Here is an 18,868-nt window from a genome sequence, read left to right as displayed (position 1 = left end):
GGGGGGAGATTGGCAGCTTTGGCGCCGACACATCTCCTGCATCGCTGGTGGCTGGCGAAGGCCGTGACAACAGCTGATCTCCCCCCTTGCGGGGGAGATGTCCGGCAGGACAGAGGGGGGTGCTCGAGCTCGACATATCGCCCCCTAAAACTGATATCGACGCAGGCGCGTCTGGATGAGGAAGAGGTAGACGCAGACACCGCCGAGGATGATCAGGAACATGATCGTGGCGATGGTCGCGCCCATGTTGGGGTCGCCGACCTGCAGCTGGAAGCCGAAGAATGCGCGGTAGAGGAAGGTGCCGAGAATGTCGGTCGAATAATTCGGCCCGGCGAGCGCGCCCTGCGCGGTGTAGATCAGGTCGAAGGCGTTGAAATTGCCGACGAAGGTCAGGATCGAGATGATGCCGATCGAGGGCAGGATCAGCGGCAGCTTGATCTTCCAGAACTGCGACAGGCCGGTGATGCCATCGCATTCCGCCGCCTCTATGACCTCATTGGGGATCGACAGCAGCGCGGCGTAGATCAGCATCATGGGGATGCCGACGAACTGCCACACCGAGACCAGGCTAAGCGCGGTCAGCGCATACTGCTCCTTGCCGAGCCATGGCGTGAACAGGCTTTTAAGGCCGACCAGGTCCATCATGTGCGGTGCCACGCCCCATAGCGGCGACAGGATGAGCTTCCAGGCGAAGCCGACGATGACGAAGGACAGGATGGTCGGCACGAAGATCGCCGTGCGGTAGAAGGCCGAAAAGCGCAGCCTGGGGCTGGACAGAAGTGCGGCCAGCAGTACGCCGATCGGGTTCTGCACCAGCATGTGGATGATGAAGAACCAGACATTGTTGCGCAGCGCGTTCCAGAAATTCACCGACCAGTTTGGATCGCCGAACAGGGTGCGGAAGTTTGCCAGCCCGACGAAGACCTGGGATTGCTCGATGTTGCGGAACAGCGACAGCTGCAAAGTGCCGGCGAGCGGCAGGATCATGATCGCCGTATAGACGAGCACCGCCGGCGCCAGGAAGACGGCGATATGCCAGCGGATCGGTCTTTTCGGTCGTGCTTGTGCGGCCATGAGTTCGGTCCCCACCGATCAGGTCTGGGAAAATGCTTTCGACAACAGCGGTGCCCCTCATCCTTACCCTCTCCCGGTGAAGAACGGAGAGAGGAGGTCGCCAGCGTTGCGGCAACTCCCTTTCTCACCGTCACTGTACGGGGAGAAGGTGCCGGCAGGCGGATAAGGGGCGGCGCCGTCCTTCGCAGTCGATGCTATCGAAAAACGCTGGGCCGTCCACTTGGAACGGCCCAGCTCATTGCCCGAGCCTTACTTGGCGGGCTTGTACCAACTGTCGAGGCCGTCCTGCAGCTTCTTGGCAGCGGCTTCCGGCGTATCGGTGCCGTTGATGACATTGGCCGATTCGACCCAGGTCTCGTTCTCGAGGTTCGGCGTGCCGCGCGACAGGATCTGGTAGGTCGAGCGGATCGTCGACTTGCACTTGCCGCGCCAGGAGACGAATTCCTGCGCCAGCGGGTCTTCCATCTTCACCGGCGAGGAGTTCAGGCTGAAGAAGCCCGGCAGCGCGTTGGCGTAGATGGTGGCGAAATCCGGCGAGGCCACCCAGGACAAGAAGGTCTTGGCCGCATCCGCATGCTTGGAGCCCGCATTCAGGCCCATGCCGATATCGGTATGGTCGGAGATGTAGCAGGTATCGCCGGCCTTCTCGACCGGCGGCGGGAAGGCACCCATCTTGAACTGGGCCTGAGTGTTGAACAGGCCGATTTCCCACGAGCCGGCCGGGTAGATGGCGGCGCGGCCGAGCGTGAACAGGTTCTGGCTGTCCGGATAGGTCTGCGCCTCGAAGCCGTCGCCGAGATAGGGCTTCCACTTGGCCAGTTCCTCATAGGGCGCGACCCAGTCCTTGTCGGTCAGCTTCTGCTCGCCCTTGATGAGGGCCGCGCGGCCTTCCTCGCCCTTCCAGTAGTTGGGGCCGATGTTCTGGTAGCCCATGGTCGCGGCTTCCCAGAGATCCTTGGTGCCCATCGCCATCGGGATGTAAGTGCCGTCGGCCTTGATCTTGTCGAGCGCGGCGAAGAACTCGTCACGGGTCTCCGGCACCTTGATGCCGAGCTTGTCGAAGGCGTCCTTGTTGTAGATGAAGCCATGGATGACCGACGCCATCGGCACGCAGAAGGTCGCCTTGCCGTCGTCGGTCTGCCAGGCGGACTTGGCCACCGGCGAGAAGTTGTCCATGCCCGGCAGCGAGGAGAGGTCCGCGAGATTGCCCTTCTTGAACAGCTCGAGCGACTTGTCGAACGGGCGGCAGGTGATCAGGTCGCCCGCCGAACCGGCGGCGAGCTTGGCGCCGAGAGCCGCGTCATATTCGGTCGGCGCCGAGGGCGCGAACACCACCTTGATGCCGGGGTTCTTGGCTTCGAAAGCCGGGATCAGCTTGTCCTTCCAGATGGCAAGGTCGTCGCCGCGCCAGCTTTCGATGTTGAGCGTTACGTCCTCGGCGTAAGCCACCCCGGCGGAGCCGAGAATGCTGGTGCCCAGAAGCAGTGCCGTCAGTAGTTTCGTTGTCATGCTCAGTCTCCCTGTTGACCTTTTTCAGGTTCGGTTTTGATGAGAACAGAGGCGTTGCGCCCCTTGCTCCCCTCGCAAGCCTGTTTCACCCCGATGGACACCGGGATGAAACAGGCTCTATTTCTTTGTTCGAGCATGATCTTTTCCGAAAAGCGGTCTCCACTTTTCGGGATCATGCCTCAGCGCGGAAAGGGCCGGCCGCAGCTTCTGGCCGGCCTCTTCCAGTATCTTCTGCGCCGTGTCGGCGCTGTCGGCGCCGGCGGCAAGCAGAATGGCGGTCTTGACCGCACCGCCGCTCTTTTCGAGCAGGCGGGCCGCGTCGTCGCGGCTGCCGCCGCTGATGGCCGCGACGATCCGCGCCGCGCGGTCGCGCAGCTTGCTGTTGTCGGCCATGAGATTGACCATGTAGCCGTCATGGACATGGCCGAGATGGATGGCGGCGAGCGTCGACAGCATATTGAGGGCGATCTTCTGGGCCGTGCCGGCGCCCATGCGCGTCGAGCCGGCGATCACTTCCGGCGGCGTTTCGAGCAGGATGGCGGTTCCAGACAGACGCAGCAGAGCCGAGTCCCGGTTGTTGGCGATGCCGATGGTAGCCGCACCGCGACGGGCGGCTTCCTCGATCGCCCGCAGTGCATAGGGCGTCGTACCACTGGCCGAGATTGCGATCAGGCAGTCGCCCTTGCCAATGCCGGCGTTGGCGACCGCTGTCGCGGCCTCCTCGGTGTCGTCTTCGGGGCCGCCGGCCAGCGTTCTGAAGGCCTCATCGCCGCCGGCGATCAGGATGGCGATGCGGTCGCGCCGAATGCCGAAGGTGCCAGGCAGTTCCAGCGCATCGGCAAGCGCCATCAGGCCGGAGCTGCCGGCCGCAGCATAGGCGAGCTTGCCGCCGCCCTTCAGGCTACCGGTGATGATCTCGGCCGCTTTGGCGATGGAGGGAATGGCGTTGCGCACAATCTTCGCCGCCTCGACCTGCGCATCGGCCAGCGAAGCAAGGATGGCTTCGGGAGCCTGGATATCCAGCCCCTCGGCGTTCCTGTGCAGCGCTTCGGTGCGCGTTTCGGCCATCCCAATTCCTCCAATTCGGAAAACAATACCAAAAAAATACCACTTGTCCACACGCATTAACGAATTCGCCGCACCGAAATCGCTGGCGCAGGTAAATGGCCAAGTTTTTCAGTGAAATACGCTCTAATCTTTTTTGCAGCGGAAATTAACCCTTGGCTATTGGTATTTTATTGGTATTATCGGCCTGGAGGAGAAATCACGTGAAATTCGTGCTTGGCATCGATGGCGGCGGCACCAGCTGCAGGGCGGCCCTGGCAATGGCGGACGGCACGGTGCTCGGCCGCGCCAAAAGCGGCGCCGCCAACATCCGCACCGACCTGACCGGCGCCCGGTCGAACATCGTCGAGGCGGCGCGGCAAGCCTTTGTCGCGGCTGGCCAGGATCCGGACCTGATCCCGCAAACACCGGCCATTCTCGGCCTCGCCGGCGCCAATGTCGGCACCTACCGGCAGCAGCTCGAGGCGATCCTGCCGTTCAGCACCAGCCGCGTCGAAACCGATGCCGAAATCGCGCTGGAAGGCGCGGTCGGTTCCGGCGACGGCGCCATGGCGATCCTCGGCACCGGCACCGCCTATATGGCGCGCAAGAACGGCAAGTCGCGTGCCATCGGCGGCTGGGGCTTCCAGGTCGGCGACCAGGGCAGCGGCGCCCGCATCGGCCGCGACCTGCTCGAACAGACCCTGCTTGCCCATGATGGCGTGCGCGCGCGCACGCCGCTGACCGATAGCATGATGGCCGTGTTCCGCGACAATCCGGAGGATGTGGTCGAATTCACCACCAATGCCAAGCCCGGCGATTTCGGCGGCTTCGCCCCCAAAGTGTTCGAACATGCCGAAAAAGGCGACGCGGTCGCCAACTGGATCCTCGACAAGGCAGTCGCCGATGTCGAGGCCTCGCTCGGCGCGCTGGAGTTGGCGGACGACGCGCCGCTCTGCCTGCTCGGCGGGCTGGCGCCGCTCTACGCGCCGCGCCTGTCTGCACGCTACCGGGCGCTGCTTCGGGAGCCGCTCGACGATGCGCTCGGCGGCGCCGTGCAGATGGCGGTCCGCCTGTTCGCGCCGAGGGGAGCGGCTCGATGAGCGACGCCGCCGACCAGATCTTCGCCGCGCTGAAACAGTCCTCGCAAAGCGGTGCGCCGCTCTACCTACAACTGCGCAAAAGCATTGAGGATGCCGTCAATCGCGGCCTGATCGGGCCCGGCGACGCGCTGCCTTCCGAGCGCGACATCGCCATCAAGGCCGATATTTCGCGCGTCACCGTGCGTAAGGCGGTGCAGGACCTCGTCAAGGGCGGCATCCTGGTCCAGCGCCACGGCTCCGGCACCTTCGTGGCGCCGCGCATGGAGCGGGTCGAGCAGTCGCTGTCGCGGCTGACCTCCTTCACCGAGGACATGGCGCGGCGTGGCATGGTTGTGCGCTCGGCCTGGCTCGACCGCGGCCTTTACGCGCCCTCGCCCGACGAGATGATGGTGCTCGGCCTTTCGTCGAACGAACTGGTGGCGCGCGTGGCGCGCCTGCGCATCGCCAACGACACGCCGCTGGCGATCGAGCGCGCCTCGCTGTCGGCCAGCGTGCTGCCGGACCCCGCTGGAATTGGCTCCTCGCTCTACGCAGCCCTGGAATTGACCGGCAACAGGCCGGTGCGCGCGGTGCAGCGCATCTCGGCCGCCAATCTCGGCGACGGCGACGCGCGCCTGCTCGAAGTGCCGCCGGGCATTGCCGGCCTGCACATCGAGCGTATTTCCTATCTGGCGAGCGGCAAGGTGATCGAGTTCACCCGCTCCATCTACAGGGGCGACGCTTATGATTTCGTCGCCGAACTGCGGCTGACAGGGCCGAGCGAAGAGGGCCGACCATGACGACCGAGCCGAACAAATCGACGGAGCCGACCCATATGCGGCGCGAGATCGAGGAGATCCCGCAAGCCGTCGCCCGCCTGCTCGACGGTTCCGGTGCCGTACTTTCCGAAGCCGGCCGCGGCATTCGCGAGCGCGACCCGCATTTCGTCGTCACCGTGGCGCGCGGCTCGTCCGACCATGCCGCTACTTTCATGAAATACGCGGTCGAACTCACCGCCGGTCTTGCGGTGGCTTCGGTCGGCCCTTCCATCGCTTCGATCTATGGCCGCAAGCTCAGGCTCGGCGGCTCCGCGTGCCTGGCCATCTCGCAGTCGGGCAAGAGCCCCGACATCGTCGCCATGGCCGAAACCGCACGGGCAGGTGGCGCGCTGACCATCGCCGTCACCAACACCGCCGATTCACCGCTGGCGCGCGCCTCGGACCATGCGATCGACATCCTGGCCGGGCCCGAGCGCAGCGTCGCGGCGACCAAGACCTTCGTCAATTCCGCCGTCGCCGGCCTTGCTCTGATGGCGCATTCCACCGGCGACGAAGCGCTTCTCAAGGCGCTTGCCCGCTTGCCCGAGCATTTCGGCAAGGCGATCGCTTGCGACTGGATGAGCGTGCTCGTCGAAACGATCGAAAAGCAGAAGTCGCTGTTCATCCTCGGCCGCGGCCCATCCGCGGCGATGGCTAACGAAGCGGCGCTGAAATTCAAGGAAACCTGCGGCATGCATGCCGAGGCCTACAGTGCTGCCGAAGTCATGCATGGCCCGCTGGCGCTGATCGGCCCCGATTTTCCGGTGCTGGCCCTGGCCGCGCGCGACGCATCCGAACCGTCCGTGGCCGAAGCCGCCGACAGCCTGGCGGCCAAGGGGGCGCCGGTCTTCGTCACCTCGATGCTGGCGAACAAGGCCACACGCCTGCCGCATGTCGCCACCGGCCATCCACTGACCGATCCGCTGACGCTGATCGTGTCCTTCTACGTGTTCGTCGAGGCCCTTGCGCGCCACCGCGGCCTCGACCCGGATACGCCGCGCAACCTTCGCAAGGTGACGGAGACCGTATGAGCGACCGTTTCGCCCTGACTGGCGCCCGTATCTTCGACGGCGACGACTGGCATGACGGTCATGCCCTCGTCGTGCGCGACAGCCTGGTCGAGGCCATCCTGCCCACCGGCGCGCTTGCCGCGGATATGCGCCGCGTCGACACCGGCGGCGGCATGCTGACGCCGGGCTTCGTCGACATCCAGGTCAATGGCGGCGGCGGCGTCATGCTCAACGATCACCCCGATGTCGCCTCGATCGAGACCATCTGCCGGGCGCATGCGCCGTTCGGCACCACGGCGCTGCTGCCGACGCTGATCACCGATACGGCTGATATCACCGCCGCGGCGATTGCCGCCGGCGAGGCGTCGGCACTGCGGAAAGTGCCGGGGTTCCTCGGACTGCATCTGGAAGGTCCGCATCTGTCGATCGCCCGCAAGGGCGCGCATGACCCGGCGCTGATCCGGCCGATGACGGACAAGGACGAGGCGATGCTGATCGCGGCGCGAGGCAAGCTCCCGGTGCTGCTCACCACGATCGCACCCGAATCCGTCGAGGCGGCCCGCGTGACGGCCTTGGCCAAGGCCGGCATCATCGTCAGCCTCGGCCATTCCGACACCGGCTACGCCACGGCCAAAGCCTTCGCCGAGGCCGGCGCCAGCGTGGTCACGCATCTGTTCAATGCCATGAGCCAGATCGGCAACCGGGAGCCGGGACTGGCGGGCGCCGCCATCGACATCGGCGGCCTGTCCGCGGGACTGATCGCCGACGGCATCCATGTCGATCCCGCCACCATCGCAATAGCGCTGCGGGCCAAAGAGGGGCCGGGCAGGATCGTGCTGGTCACCGACGCCATGGCGACGATCGGCACCGACATGACCTCCTTCACGCTCAACGGCCGCACCATCTACCGCAAGGACGGCAGCCTGCGGCTTGCCGATGGAACGCTGGCCGGCGCGGATCTCGACATGATCTCGGCTGTGCGTTTCACCCATCGCAGCGTGGGCGTGGAGCTTTCCGAGGCCTTGCGCATGGCCTCTCTCTATCCGGCGCAGGCGATCGGCCAGTCGCACCGGCTCGGCCGCTTCGCCAAGGGCACCGCCGCCGACATCGTTGCGCTTTCAGACGATCTCGACATCAAAAGGGTCTGGATCGGCGGCGACAAGGTTTTTTCGACCAGCGCCGGCGGGCAACGGTGAAAGCCGGCAATGCCTGACGTCGATTGCGTCGTCGCCGGAGCCGGCGTCGTCGGGCTCGCCATCGCCAGGGCGCTCGCCCTGTCGGGCCGCGAAGTGCTGGTGGTCGAAAAGGCCGCTTCGATCGGCACCGTCACCAGTTCGCGCAATTCGGAAGTCGTTCATGCCGGGCTCTATTACGCGCCCGGAAGCCTGAAGGCGCGTTTCTGCGTCGAAGGACGCGAACGGCTCTATACCTATTGCCGCGAGCGCGGCATCGGCCATCGACGCACCGGCAAGCTGATCGTCGCCGTCGGACCAGGCCAACTGCCTCGGCTCAATGCAATCCGGGCCAATGCGGAACAATGCGGCGTCGACGACCTCGATTTGCTGACCGCCGCGCAAGCAGAAAGCCTCGAACCGGCGCTGAGCTGCGCCGGGGCGCTGCTGTCGCCGTCGACGGGCATCGTCGACAGCCGGGGGCTGATGCTGTCGCTGCGCGGCGACGCGGAGGCGGCCGGTGCGTCGTTCGCCTTCCTGACCGCCGTCGCAGCGGCGACGGTCGAGGCCGACGGGATTCGTATCACCACGCGCGATGGCGACGGCGAGACGTTCGCGTTGAAAGCCGGCGCTTTCGTAAATGCCGCAGGGCTCGACGCGCAGGCGCTGGCCGGTAGCATCGAAGGGTTCCCGCCAGAGCTCGTGCCGCCGCTCTGGCTGGCGCGCGGCAACTACTTTTCGCTTTCGGACCGCTCGCCATTCTCGCGGCTGATCTATCCAGTGCCGGTCAATGGCGGCCTGGGCGTGCACCTGACCCTCGACCTCGGCGGCAGCGCCCGCTTCGGCCCTGACGTCGAATGGATCGGCCAGGCGGACTATACGGTCGATCCCGGCCGCAGCACGGTCTTCTATGACGAGATCCGGCGCTATTGGCCGGATCTGAGGGACGGCGCCCTGCTGCCGGCCTATGCCGGGATCAGGCCGAAACTGTCGGGCCCGAACCAGCCGGCGGCCGACTTCATGGTGCAGGGGCCGGCCGACCACGGCGCGGGCCGGATCGTCAACCTGTTCGGCATAGAGAGCCCGGGCCTGACGGCAAGCCTGGCGCTGGCCGAGCATGTCGTCGGTCTCTTGTTCCCCCGATAGTGCCCAGGCGACCGCACGAAACTGTCGCGATGCCTCCCGTCCAAACAAGCGGGATGAGGTATCCTTGCCTGGATCGACTTAGCTGGCGGGACTGCTTATGGAAAAAAGGTCCTTGTAGGTATCGCGCAGCAGATTCTTCTGCACCTTGCCCATGGTGTTGCGCGGCAATTCGTCGACGAAGACCACGCGCTTGGGATGCTTGTATTTCGCTACGCGCGCGGCAATGGCATTGAGTATCTCAGCAGCGGTGACGGTCGAAGCCGGCAAGCGAACCACGACGGCCGTTACGCCTTCGCCGAAATCGGGATGGGCAACGCCGATGACGGCACTTTCCAGGACGCCGTCAAGCGCGTCGATCTCGCTCTCGAGCTCCTTGGGATAGATGTTGTAGCCGCCCGAGATGATCAGGTCCTTGCCGCGGCCGACGATGTGGACATAACCGTCGGGGTCGATCATGCCGAGATCGCCCGTGATGAAGAAGCCGTCGGCGCGGAATTCCGCTTTGGTCTTTTCCGGCATGCGCCAGTAGCCGGAGAAGACATTCGGCCCCTTGACCTCGATCATGCCGACCTCGCTTTGGGCAAGCGGCCTGCCAGTGTCGGGGTCGGCGATGCGCAACGACACGCCGGGCAAGGGAAAGCCGACGGTGCCGGCGCGGCGCTCGCCATCATAGGGGTTCGAGGTGTTCATGTTGGTCTCGGTCATGCCGTAGCGCTCGAGAATGGCGTGGCCTGTGCGCTCGCGCCAGGCCCTGTGCGTCTCGGCCAGCAGCGGCGCCGAGCCGGAAACGAACAGGCGGATGTTTCTTGCCGCCTCGCGGGTCAGCCCGTCCTGCTGCAAGAGCCGGACATAGAAGGTCGGCACGCCCATCAGCGCCGTGGCGTCCGGCAAGAGCGCGACGACGCGCCCTGCGTCGAATTTCTGCTCGAACAGCATCGAGGCGCCGGCCATCAGGATGACGTTGGTGGCGACGAACAGCCCATGGGTGTGGAAGATGGGCAGTGCGTGGATCAGCACATCGTCCGATGTGAAGCGCCAATAGCCGACCAGCACGCGCGCATTCGAGGCGAGGTTCTCGTGGCTGAGCATGGCCCCTTTCGAGCGGCCGGTCGTTCCCGACGTGTAGAGGATCGCCGCAAGATCGTCGGGACCGCGCGCCACGTCGTGGAAGTCGGGCGATTGCCGCGACGCCTGGTCCGCCAGCGATCCTTCGCCCTTGCCGTCGAGGGTGGCGGCAAGGGCTCCGCATTTTTGCGCCAGGGCTTCGATGTCGGCTGCCCGTGCCGGATCGCAGACGACCAGCCGGGGCTCGGCGTCGCCGAAGAAATAGGCGAGTTCGGCCAGCGTATAGGCGGTGTTGAGCGGCAGGAAGACGGCGCCGGCACGCAGGCAGGCGAGGTACAGCAGCATAGCTTCCGGGCTCTTCTCGACCTGCACCGCGACCCGGTCGCCGGGCTCGACGCCAAGTTGCAAAAGCGCGTGCGCCAGTTGCGCCGAGCGCGCCAGCATGTCGCCATAGGTCAGCACGCGGCCGTCATCCGTTCGCATCAACAGGCGTCCGGGCTTCGGCATCCGGGACCGGAAAATGTCGAACAGATGATTGCTCATGAGGTCTTCCTGCGTCTGGCGGCCAAAGGCATGCATCCGACGGAGCCGGGCCTGTCTTCCGGTTCGGCCGCTTGCACGGCGCCAGACTGTTGGTGGTTCTTGCCGACCCGTCAAGCCCGCAAGGGCGGCTCCACGCGGCCGCCATGATCATGTCGCCGGCGAAAAGCGGAAGGCCTCGGCGGTGGGGGGCAAAGGCTTGGGGCGCGATGCGGCGCTACCGTGGGGTGCGCTCGGCCCTGGCGCTGGCCGGCTCTGATGCTTCGACCTGCTTGAAGCGCTCCATGCACATGGCTGCCGTCAGGCGATAGTGATTGAGCAGGGCTTCGACCGCGGCGTCGGCATTACCGTCCAGCGCATTTTCCGCGATCAGGCGGTGCTCCGCAAAATCGTCGCGCTGGATGCCTTCGCCGTTACTGGCCATTCGGCGGTAGCGGTAGGCGTGATCGGAAAGCTGGTCGCAAAACCCCACCAGCCATCGCGACCGGCAGGCCGAGATCAGCGCACGGTGGAAAGTGCGGTGCAGTCTCTCCCAGTCCGGATTGAGCGACGACAGATCCGTTGGCATGAGACGTGAGGTGCGCCCCAACCGATGCAACGCCAGAACCAGCTGTTCTTCCCATTCGGCGGTGCGGTGGGCGATGGATTCGCGAAGCGCCCGTTCCTCGAGCCAGCAACGGGTACGCGTCAATTCCTCGAGCTCTGCCGCGCTGACCGGCATGATGAAGAAGCCTCGCTGGTCATGCCGACCGAGAAGCCCTTCCGAGGCCAGGCGATTGAGAGCCTCACGAACCGGGGAAGCGCCGGCGCCATATTTGGAAACAACCCACTCAACCCGCAGCTTGCTCTCGGTTTCAAAGGCGCCCCGCAGAAGATCGGCACGGAGTTGATGATAGACGGTGCTGGCGAGCGTACTCTTCGAGCCTGTGCCGTCGTCATTCAGATTGGCAGCTGCGTATGTCAAAATCGGCTCCTTGTCCCCAAATCTTGTCCTGGGCAATTCGAGTCCGAGAAACAGTTCCCTTTCCGTACACGTACCCTACCGCGCGCGCCTCGACGCGCTCAAGCGGGAGATCGCGTCATTGTACTTTAGAACAAAGAAATATGCACGATCCTATATCTGGTCGAACGAAATCGTGTTCGGCTACAACCGGCGGAAATTTAACGTGTTTATATGCAGGATCACCTGTTCTTCCGTGCCTCCGCGCGAACCTCTTTTCCGTCGCGCGCAAAAGACACCGAACAGTGGGACCGAATCAGGCCTTTTATCCTGCCCATGGCTTTTGTCGCGGGGCCAGCCGCAGCGAAGCGCGCAGTGCAGGCCCCCGGGGTTGACCACGTGGGGAGATCCTGGCCTCCATCGGTTCCTTGTGCGGTGCTTTTAGCCGGCTGCCTTGTCGGCCGCCGTCCTGATCGCCCCGATATTTGCCCGGTACGCTTCCACGCTGCCGCCCTTGAAGATGGCGGCGCCGGCCACCAGCACATCGGCGCCGGCGGCGGTCACCAGCGGCGCGGTTTCGGGCGACACGCCGCCGTCGATCTCGATGCGGATCGGCCGGCCGCCGATCAGCGCCTTGACCCGCCTCACCTTGTCGACGATTGCCGGAATGAAGGCCTGGCCCCCGAAACCCGGGTTGACGGTCATGATCAGGATCAGGTCGAGCCTGTCGAGCACGTATTCGATCGCACTTTCCGGCGTTGCCGGATTGAGCGAAACGCCGGCCTTCTTGCCGAGATTCCTGATCGTCTGCAACGAGCGGTCGAGATGCGGCCCGGCCTCAGCATGCACCGTCATGCCGTCGCAACCGGCCTCGGCGAAGGCGGCCAGATAGGGATCGGCCGGCGCAATCATCAAATGGCAGTCGAAGAAAGCCTTGGTGCGATCGCGGATCGCCTTGATCACCGGCGGGCCGAAGGTGATGTTGGGGACGAAATGGCCGTCCATCACATCGAGATGGATCCAGTCGGCGCCGGCTGCCGTAACGGCTTCGACCTCGTCGCCCAGCTTCGAAAAGTCCGAAGCCAGCACCGAAGGTGCGATCAAGGTTTTTTTCGTCATGATGACGGGGCCTTTCCGAGCGCCTTTTTCATCTGATCACTGCCTAAAGCGCAGCCGCTGACTTGTCGAGGGTGCGAGCTTGGCGGTTCCACAGCTGGGGTAGTGCGGCGTCCTCTTCGTGTTGCAGCTTCAGCCTGCCCGGCCACGAAGAACCCCGCCGGATTGCTCCGGCGGGGCTTCCGATGTGCCTTCAGGCGATGGTTACTGCTGCTGGAGATTCAGGATTCTGTTTGGAGCCGTATCCTGCTGCTGTTCGGACTGCGGCCTGCGCCGTGGCAGAACCTGCTGCAGCAGCATGCCCGGGTTGAGTTCCAGCGAGGGCTGCCCGCGCACCGGCCTGCAGTTTGGATAACGGCCGATCATGCCTTCCGGGCAACGCCGCCTGAAGATCGGCTGGCACTGGCCGTTGACCATTTGCGAGCCCGGCGCGCATTCGCTCTCTTGCCTGGACCGGCGGCATGCGCCGTCGATCACCCGGGTTCCACGCGGACAGACACACTCGCCGCGCTTGTTGTGGATCTGGCCGCGAATGTCGCACTGCTCCACATCGGGCTGCTTGCGCCGGCACACTCCATTGCGCAGCTCGGTCCCCCTCGGGCAGACGCAGTCGCCGTCCGCGCCGTGGACCTGGCCACGGATGGTGCACTGCTCGGGCTTCGGCCTGTCGCGTACGCAGGCGTTGGCATCCCGATCGAGATGCGTGCCCTTGGGGCAGGTGCAGCCATCGCCGTTCGATGTCGGCACCGATCCCGGTATCGCGCAGCCCGGCCTGGATGTCTTGACGCAGGCGCCATTCTCCAGCTCGGTCCCGCGCGGACAGACGCAGCGTCCATCCTCTGTGCGGACCTGGCCCTCGAGCAGCACGCAACGCTTTGGCTCCTTCGGCGGGATGATGACGCCGCCGGACGAGCACTGGCCGTTGCGATAGGTGGTGCCTTGCGGGCAGACGCACCGGCCGGCGTCGTTCATGACGAAGCCTGCCGAGCATTCCTTCTTCGTCTCATGGCTGATGGCGAAGGGATGGCAGGCATAGGCCTTGCCGCGATCGGCTTGGGTGTTGGCCTGGTCGCGGGAAAGCACATCGCCCCCGCCCTGCACCCGCGTATGGGGAGAAAGCACGCCGACGCAGTTCTGGCCGTTGACGCTGCCTTGCAGATTGGCCAGGCGGCTGTCGTCGGGGATGACCACGGTAACCTTGTGGACACGGCTTTCGCCGGCGCCAAGCGTCAGGTCGGCGATGCAGGATGCAGGCAAGGCCGCCGGTTCCGGCGAGCAGCCGAAGGGCGGCTCGATCGAGGTGATCGCGACGCCTTCCAGCCGGCCGAGGCCTTCGACGCCGATCGCATCGCCGATGCGGACCGGGCCGGAAAATTCCGCCGGGCCGTCGTTGGTGATGGTGATCTCGAACGAGCAGGGTTCTCCGGGCCGGCACTCGCGGTCGCCGGTCTTCTCGACGCGGATGGACGAGACCCCGCCGCCCTTGGCGCAGGCCCGGCCGACCGGATGGACGACGTCCTCGCCCTGCGCCGGGCCGTAGGAGCCTCGCGCGCAATTCTCGAACTCGCCGTTGGCCGAAACCGTCACGTCGAAGTGCCTGCTGGTTCCGGGTGTCATGACGGCGCCTGGAATCTGGCACGCCAGCGTGTCGGCCGGAACCGGCCCGCATGCCCATTCCGCGCCGTCTGATGTGACGGTCTGGATCTGGACGGGCGCGCCGCCCGACACCAAAGTGGCGGCATCGTTGACCCGCACCGGACCGGTGGGGGCAGCCGTGCCGGCATTGCTGACGGTGATGCGGCAGGAGACGAAAGCGGCACCCGCCAGCGAACCGCCGCATGTCTTGGTGATACGCAGGACAGGCTGGCCGCCATTGGGACGAGGAATGCGTTGCTTGGCGCAGGCCCGGTTGTTGGTGAGGTCGGTTTCGCCGGGGATCGGTTTCACCTCGGCGCAATTCTCGACCGTGTCCGACCGGTAGCCGGCCGGCACCACCGCCTTGACGACGATCGCCGTCAAAGCGCCCGGCGGCAGCGAGATGCCGGCATTGTCGCAACGGAACTGGCCGGGCCCGTTCGGACCGCATGTCCAGGGTGGGCTCGGGCCAAAGGTCGAGGAGGCCGGCGCGCCGCTGGGATAGGTGTCGACCACGGTCAGCGGCCCGTTATAGGTCGAGGTGCCGTTGTTGATGATGTCGATGACGAAGCTGCACACGCCATCGGCGGTGCAGGCTTCCGCGCGGGTACGCTTTTTCAGGATCAGGTCGGCCTTCTTCTCGACCGGCGGCCGGCAGTCGCGATCGCGATCGCCACGCCGGCAGATCGGGATCGAGGCGCAGCCACGGTCGTTGGCCTGGCTGCCGAACAGCGGCTTGCCGCTGGCGGCATAGTTATAGGCGGCACAGTTGCGCAAGCTGCTGCCTTGCCAGCCGCCAGCCGGCTTGAAGCCGAACTCCAGGTCGATGAAAGCCCCCGGATTGAGCGTGGTCACCGGATGGGTGCACGTCATCGGGGTGGCGCCGGGCACACAGATCCAGGGCGGATTGGGTCCCGAATCGAGCGTCGAGCCCGCCGGCAGCGTCACCTCGTCGAGCACGATCTTGCCGTTATAGGGCGCGTCGCCGACATTGGTGACCCGGATGCTGAAGTCGCAGCCGCCGCCCATGGTGCAGCGCGTGACATCGGCGCGTTTCTCGACCTTCAGGTCCGGTTCCCTGTCCTTGGGCGGACATCTCTGGTCGCGCGGGATGACGATGTCGATGGTCTGCGTGCAGCAGAGCCCCCAACCCTCTTTCGGCCCGGCATAGATCTCGATGCCGGTGACGACGAGGTGGATGACGTCGCCGGGCGAGGCGCCGACGATCTTCCAGTTCAGCACACCGCCGCCGGCCGGCACCTTCTGTGTGTCGGGGACGATGGTGATGCCTGGCGTGGCGGTCGAAAGCTGCACCCACTTGCCGCCCATCTCGGGACCGACAGGCATATGGTAGATGAACGCGCCGCCGCCGGGCACGCAGTCGACCGTGCCGCGCTCCACCTTGAAGCATTCCTTGCCCGGAGGCGGCGGTGGCGGCGGATTGCACTTGGTCAGGTCGATCCGCATCGAGGTCTTTTCGCCGGTGAGAAAATTGCCGTCGTCCGGCTTGCCCGGATCCTGTGAGGGAATGATGGTTCCCGTGCCGGTGCCGACGGTGACTTTGACCAGGCCCTGATTGTCGACCGTCGCCGGCGCGGGGAACGCCGCGTGGTCGATCCTGGCGGTGATACGGAAAGTGATGACGCGTTCGCCCGGTGCGCCCGAGCCGTCGAGATCGGAAGCGGAAATCCGGAAATCCGAAACCGTTGCCGTGTCGTTGGGGCCGGCCGAATTGCTGATGACGGCGCCAGGCAGAGGTCCGCCCGACGCATCGGTGCCGTCACCGGAGACCTGCATGTCGACGATTTGCAAGCCATGCGGGAGCTGGTCCTTGAAGTCGAGCCGGGCCCTCTGCAGCGAAGCCGACAGCCCCGGACTGGAGAAGGCTTGCGGGGCGCCGCGCAGGCCGAAGCTCAACGTGTAGAAGACATAGTCGCAGCTTCGCTGGCCGCCGGTCTTGGTGAAGAACGGCACGGCTCGTCCGGGCTCCGGATTGATGATGCGCAGATTGTCGAGCTTGAATTCCTTATCCGGGCTGGCGGCCTGGACGGTCTTGGCCGGAGCCGTGTCTTCGGCAAGTGCCGGCAGCGCCGGCAGCATGGCGACCGCGATACCGGCCGCCACCAGCCAGCGCGCAGCGCGCCTGGCAAAAGACAGGCGCCTCGTGTTCTTGACCGTTGCCTTGTCGGCGACGCCAAGCAGGGAGAGTGCGAGATTGTTCATCGTCCCCTCCTCAACGGTCGCAGCTGACGGCTGGCGTTCTGAGCGGCAAGGTCATCTTGCAGCAAGGGTAGTAGCCGCCCTTGTCCTTGTCGGACTTCCTGTAGAAGCAGAGTCCGACATCGACCGTGTCGCCCGGATCGTGGCCGGTGATGCCGATCGTGTATGGCTTGCCAGGCACATGCGACATGGGCGAGGTCACCCCGACGCCTGGCGTCCTGGATTGGGCTTTGATCGAATCGCCCCCGAGGCCGGCATGGTCATGGAGATAAAGGTCCGCCTCGAGCCCGCGCGGTGTGCAGAAATACCTGACATCGTCGACATCGAGACAAGGGGGCAGGTTGCCGGGCGGTTGGAAGTCCGGCGGATAGAACGGTGGCAGATAGCCGCCCGGGATTTCCTCATAATAGCCGGCGCGGCCCTCGCAGGGATGCCAGACGGCGACGTCGCCGACATGGCCTTCCACTTCCGGGTCCTCGAAATAGCCGTCGAAGTCGACGAACCGGGAGCCGAAAGGCGGCACATTGGCCGGCTTGACCAGCTCCCTGGGCGTGATCTGCACGCCATGCACGGCGAGCGGCCCGCCAGCGGCGAGCCGCTCGGCAAGAGCCGGATTGTCGCGCAATTTATCGCCGGTGTTGACCAGCGTCCGGGTGCAGGCCGACGTGTCGAGATCGCCCTCGGCGTCGTAGCCATATTGCAGGTCCAGCCCGCCGGCCGACTGCCTGAAACCTTGCGGGAAGCCGACGGCATATTCCTGCGGCGCTTCCACCCAGACCGACTCCGTTGCCGGATCGTCCGGGTTTTCGCTGAAGTAGCGGATGACCTCGCCCTTGCCGGAATCGGCGAGCTGGCTGTAGTCGTAGCGGTTCTCGACCGGGCCGCGCTGGGCCAGGTACATGAAGCCGCTATCGTCGAAGGCGATGTCGGTGACGGCGTAGTCCTTGTCGGCCTTGACCGTCAGCTCCCAACGGGGATCGCCGGCGAAGCGGCCATCGCGGGCAATGCCCACCGACCAGATCTCGGCCTTCTCGCCGACGGAATAATAGAGCCGGCCGCCATGATAGGCGACGGCCCAGACACGGCGCTCGTCCTGGGTGTAGCCCCAGGTCTCGGGGTCTTCCGTGTCGAAGGCCGCGCCCTGTATGTCCATGACGGCGCCATCGTCGGCGACCGGAGCCAGGCCATGCGCCGGGCGCCCGGCGACGCCATGGTCGAACGTGTCGACCAGCGCGCCATTGGGGTCGATGCGATGGATCAGACCGGTATCGAGGTCGGAGGCGAAGACCTGGTGGTGGATGGGGTCGAAGGTGAGATTTCCGATGCCGGGCCCGCTGTTGGTGTCGATGTCGGCGAATTTGGCGACCTGGCCGGTGATGCCGTCGACCTTCCAGATGGTGCCCGGCCCGCCGCCGTTCTCGGTGCCGAACTGGCCCTCCATGAAGGCAGCGCCTGCCATGCCGCGGCGCTGCCGCTCCGGACGCCCGTCATCGTCGGCGTCAGGCGTGACGATGCGGATGCCGTGCAGCGAGGTGGCGCCGGCATAGAGATTGGGAATGCCTGACGGGACGCCACCGCGCATGCCGTCATCATAGGTGAGGCCGAACACCTGGCCGATCTGGCCTGATGTCACCTCGAAAGGCGGCGGCGTGTAGACGAGCTGGCCGGAGGCCGGCCCGCCCAGGCTTGAAACGTCGAAAACGCGCAAGGTGGCGCGCGCCGTGTCGATGAAGGTCTCGTCAATCGGATCGACGCCGGGCGGCAGGCCCCCCTTTTCGGAATCTGAAGAGTCGAAATCGGGAATGACGGTGCCGGAAAATCCGGTGACCGCCATCGAGCCGGGATAGATGATCCGGGTTTCCTGCGCCCGCGCGGGGCCGCCAAGCCACAGGCCGGCGATCAGCGCCAGGACAAGAAAGGCGCTGGCGGCCTTCGCCACGCCGCCCAAACGGCCGGCACGAGAGGGCGCGAACCGGCGGTGATCGCGAGACATGGAACTCCCCCCGAAGTCTAACGGAGAACCAACCGATCCTGCCGCGCAAACCAGCGCAAGGCGCGGCGTTCCAGCACGTTCGTCCCCGATCGAATTGTCTGCTTTCCTCATAATTACGATACGCCTGCTCCTGTGCAGGGTCAACGGAACCAGCGGAAAGCCAAGCGCATCGACCCTGTCGCGAAGACGATGGTCGCGCCGAGCTCCTGTTGGTCGGGGAGGCCATGGCGTCCCTGGGGTGCTGGTCATGGTGGCTCCCTTTCCCGTGGCCGCATCATGCGGCGCCTGAGCGTCAGTCGCACGCGGAGGCGGAAAGGTTCACTGTGGGGCCCGGCTATTCTTTCAGACGCCGCGAAGCGGGCGGACGCGATGCCTCGGGCGCAGGCGTAATCGGGCCGTTTCGCCATCCGCTGTCGAGGATGGTGGAAGCCTTGCGCAGAATGCTTGCGCCCGATGCCGCCTGTTCTTATATACGCGCCAAGCCGTCCAGCGCCGCAACAGCGG

General features: G+C 65.4%; 13 protein-coding genes. 5 read left to right on the top strand and 8 right to left on the bottom strand.

The genetic code is table 11. The features are described from left to right. Nucleotides 1-144 precede the first annotated feature (144 nt). The 3 genes from LB541_RS11255 to LB541_RS11245 all read right to left on the bottom strand — a co-directional run bounded on the left by LB541_RS11255 (nt 145) and on the right by LB541_RS11245 (nt 3,651). Nucleotides 145-1,074: a carbohydrate ABC transporter permease gene (locus LB541_RS11255; protein WP_140524307.1), complete on the bottom strand. Its 930-nt coding sequence runs from the start codon at nt 1,072-1,074 to the stop codon at nt 145-147. 249 nt (nt 1,075-1,323) lie between these two features. After that, complete coding sequence (locus LB541_RS11250; RefSeq protein WP_140491603.1) at nt 1,324-2,583, bottom strand: ABC transporter substrate-binding protein; 1,260 nt, start codon at nt 2,581-2,583, stop codon at nt 1,324-1,326. 117 nt (nt 2,584-2,700) lie between these two features. Beyond that, on the bottom strand, nt 2,701-3,651 hold the full coding sequence (locus tag LB541_RS11245) for an N-acetylmuramic acid 6-phosphate etherase (protein ID WP_224618429.1): 951 nt from the start codon (nt 3,649-3,651) through the stop codon (nt 2,701-2,703). A 200-nt stretch (nt 3,652-3,851) separates the two neighbouring features. Between LB541_RS11245 and LB541_RS11240 the strand changes: the two genes are divergently transcribed. From LB541_RS11240 to LB541_RS11220, 5 genes are read left to right on the top strand one after another with little or no spacing between them, the layout of a single operon-like run. After that, entirely contained in the window at nt 3,852-4,730 is an 879-nt protein-coding gene (locus LB541_RS11240) for an N-acetylglucosamine kinase (protein WP_140628542.1), read from the top strand. Further along, the gene (locus tag LB541_RS11235; RefSeq protein WP_140491609.1) at nt 4,727-5,509 is read left to right on the top strand and encodes a GntR family transcriptional regulator; all 783 of its coding nucleotides are present in this window, start codon (nt 4,727-4,729) and stop codon (nt 5,507-5,509) included. The genes LB541_RS11240 and LB541_RS11235 overlap by 4 nt, the downstream gene beginning before the upstream one ends. After that, a complete protein-coding gene (locus LB541_RS11230; RefSeq protein WP_140491611.1) occupies nt 5,506-6,558 on the top strand; it encodes an SIS domain-containing protein in 1,053 nt (350 codons plus the stop codon). Before LB541_RS11235 ends, LB541_RS11230 begins: the two co-directional genes overlap by 4 nt. Then, nucleotides 6,555-7,733, top strand: coding sequence for an N-acetylglucosamine-6-phosphate deacetylase (gene nagA, locus LB541_RS11225; protein ID WP_140897818.1), 1,179 nt, complete (start codon nt 6,555-6,557; stop codon nt 7,731-7,733). Before LB541_RS11230 ends, nagA begins: the two co-directional genes overlap by 4 nt. 9 nt (nt 7,734-7,742) lie before the next feature. Next, a complete protein-coding gene (locus LB541_RS11220) occupies nt 7,743-8,855 on the top strand; it encodes an NAD(P)/FAD-dependent oxidoreductase (RefSeq protein ID WP_224618426.1) in 1,113 nt (370 codons plus the stop codon). 78 nt (nt 8,856-8,933) lie between these two features. Here LB541_RS11220 and LB541_RS11215 read toward each other — a convergent pair whose 3' ends face one another. The 5 genes from LB541_RS11215 to LB541_RS11195 all read right to left on the bottom strand — a co-directional run bounded on the left by LB541_RS11215 (nt 8,934) and on the right by LB541_RS11195 (nt 18,364). Beyond that, nucleotides 8,934-10,463: a malonate--CoA ligase gene (locus LB541_RS11215; RefSeq protein ID WP_224618424.1), complete on the bottom strand. Its 1,530-nt coding sequence runs from the start codon at nt 10,461-10,463 to the stop codon at nt 8,934-8,936. A 214-nt stretch (nt 10,464-10,677) separates the two neighbouring features. Further along, nucleotides 10,678-11,424, bottom strand: a complete 747-nt coding sequence (locus LB541_RS11210) for a GntR family transcriptional regulator (RefSeq protein ID WP_140514205.1) — start codon at nt 11,422-11,424, stop codon at nt 10,678-10,680. A 417-nt stretch (nt 11,425-11,841) separates the two neighbouring features. Further along, nucleotides 11,842-12,519: a ribulose-phosphate 3-epimerase gene (rpe, locus tag LB541_RS11205; protein WP_140582735.1), complete on the bottom strand. Its 678-nt coding sequence runs from the start codon at nt 12,517-12,519 to the stop codon at nt 11,842-11,844. A gap of 201 nt (nt 12,520-12,720) precedes the next feature. Continuing rightward, nucleotides 12,721-16,374 (bottom strand): DUF11 domain-containing protein, encoded by a 3,654-nt coding sequence (locus tag LB541_RS11200; RefSeq protein ID WP_224618421.1) that lies wholly within the window; start codon nt 16,372-16,374, stop codon nt 12,721-12,723. 10 nt (nt 16,375-16,384) lie between these two features. Beyond that, on the bottom strand, nt 16,385-18,364 hold the full coding sequence (locus LB541_RS11195; RefSeq protein WP_411969778.1) for a hypothetical protein: 1,980 nt from the start codon (nt 18,362-18,364) through the stop codon (nt 16,385-16,387). Between the last annotated feature and the right edge of the window lie 504 nt (nt 18,365-18,868).

It is taken from the genome of Mesorhizobium sp. BR1-1-15 (genome assembly GCF_020165475.1).
Lineage (GTDB): Bacteria > Pseudomonadota > Alphaproteobacteria > Rhizobiales > Rhizobiaceae > Mesorhizobium.
This window is presented reverse-complemented; position numbering and strand designations above follow the sequence as displayed.

Bases quoted from the DNA above. Each gene is read 5' to 3' on its own strand.
- LB541_RS11255 (WP_140524307.1), bottom strand. From the start codon at position 1,074: ATGGCCGCACAAGCACGACCGAAAAGACCGATCCGCTGGCATATCGCC.
- LB541_RS11245 (WP_224618429.1), bottom strand. From the start codon at position 3,651: ATGGCCGAAACGCGCACCGAAGCGCTGCACAGGAACGCCGAGGGGCTG.
- LB541_RS11220 (WP_224618426.1), top strand. From the start codon at position 7,743: ATGCCTGACGTCGATTGCGTCGTCGCCGGAGCCGGCGTCGTCGGGCTC.
- LB541_RS11235 (WP_140491609.1), top strand. From the start codon at position 4,727: ATGAGCGACGCCGCCGACCAGATCTTCGCCGCGCTGAAACAGTCCTCG.
- LB541_RS11230 (WP_140491611.1), top strand. From the start codon at position 5,506: ATGACGACCGAGCCGAACAAATCGACGGAGCCGACCCATATGCGGCGC.
- rpe (WP_140582735.1), bottom strand. From the start codon at position 12,519: ATGACGAAAAAAACCTTGATCGCACCTTCGGTGCTGGCTTCGGACTTT.
- LB541_RS11195 (WP_411969778.1), bottom strand. From the start codon at position 18,364: ATGTCTCGCGATCACCGCCGGTTCGCGCCCTCTCGTGCCGGCCGTTTG.
- LB541_RS11200 (WP_224618421.1), bottom strand. From the start codon at position 16,374: ATGAACAATCTCGCACTCTCCCTGCTTGGCGTCGCCGACAAGGCAACG.
- LB541_RS11215 (WP_224618424.1), bottom strand. From the start codon at position 10,463: ATGAGCAATCATCTGTTCGACATTTTCCGGTCCCGGATGCCGAAGCCC.
- nagA (WP_140897818.1), top strand. From the start codon at position 6,555: ATGAGCGACCGTTTCGCCCTGACTGGCGCCCGTATCTTCGACGGCGAC.
- LB541_RS11250 (WP_140491603.1), bottom strand. From the start codon at position 2,583: ATGACAACGAAACTACTGACGGCACTGCTTCTGGGCACCAGCATTCTC.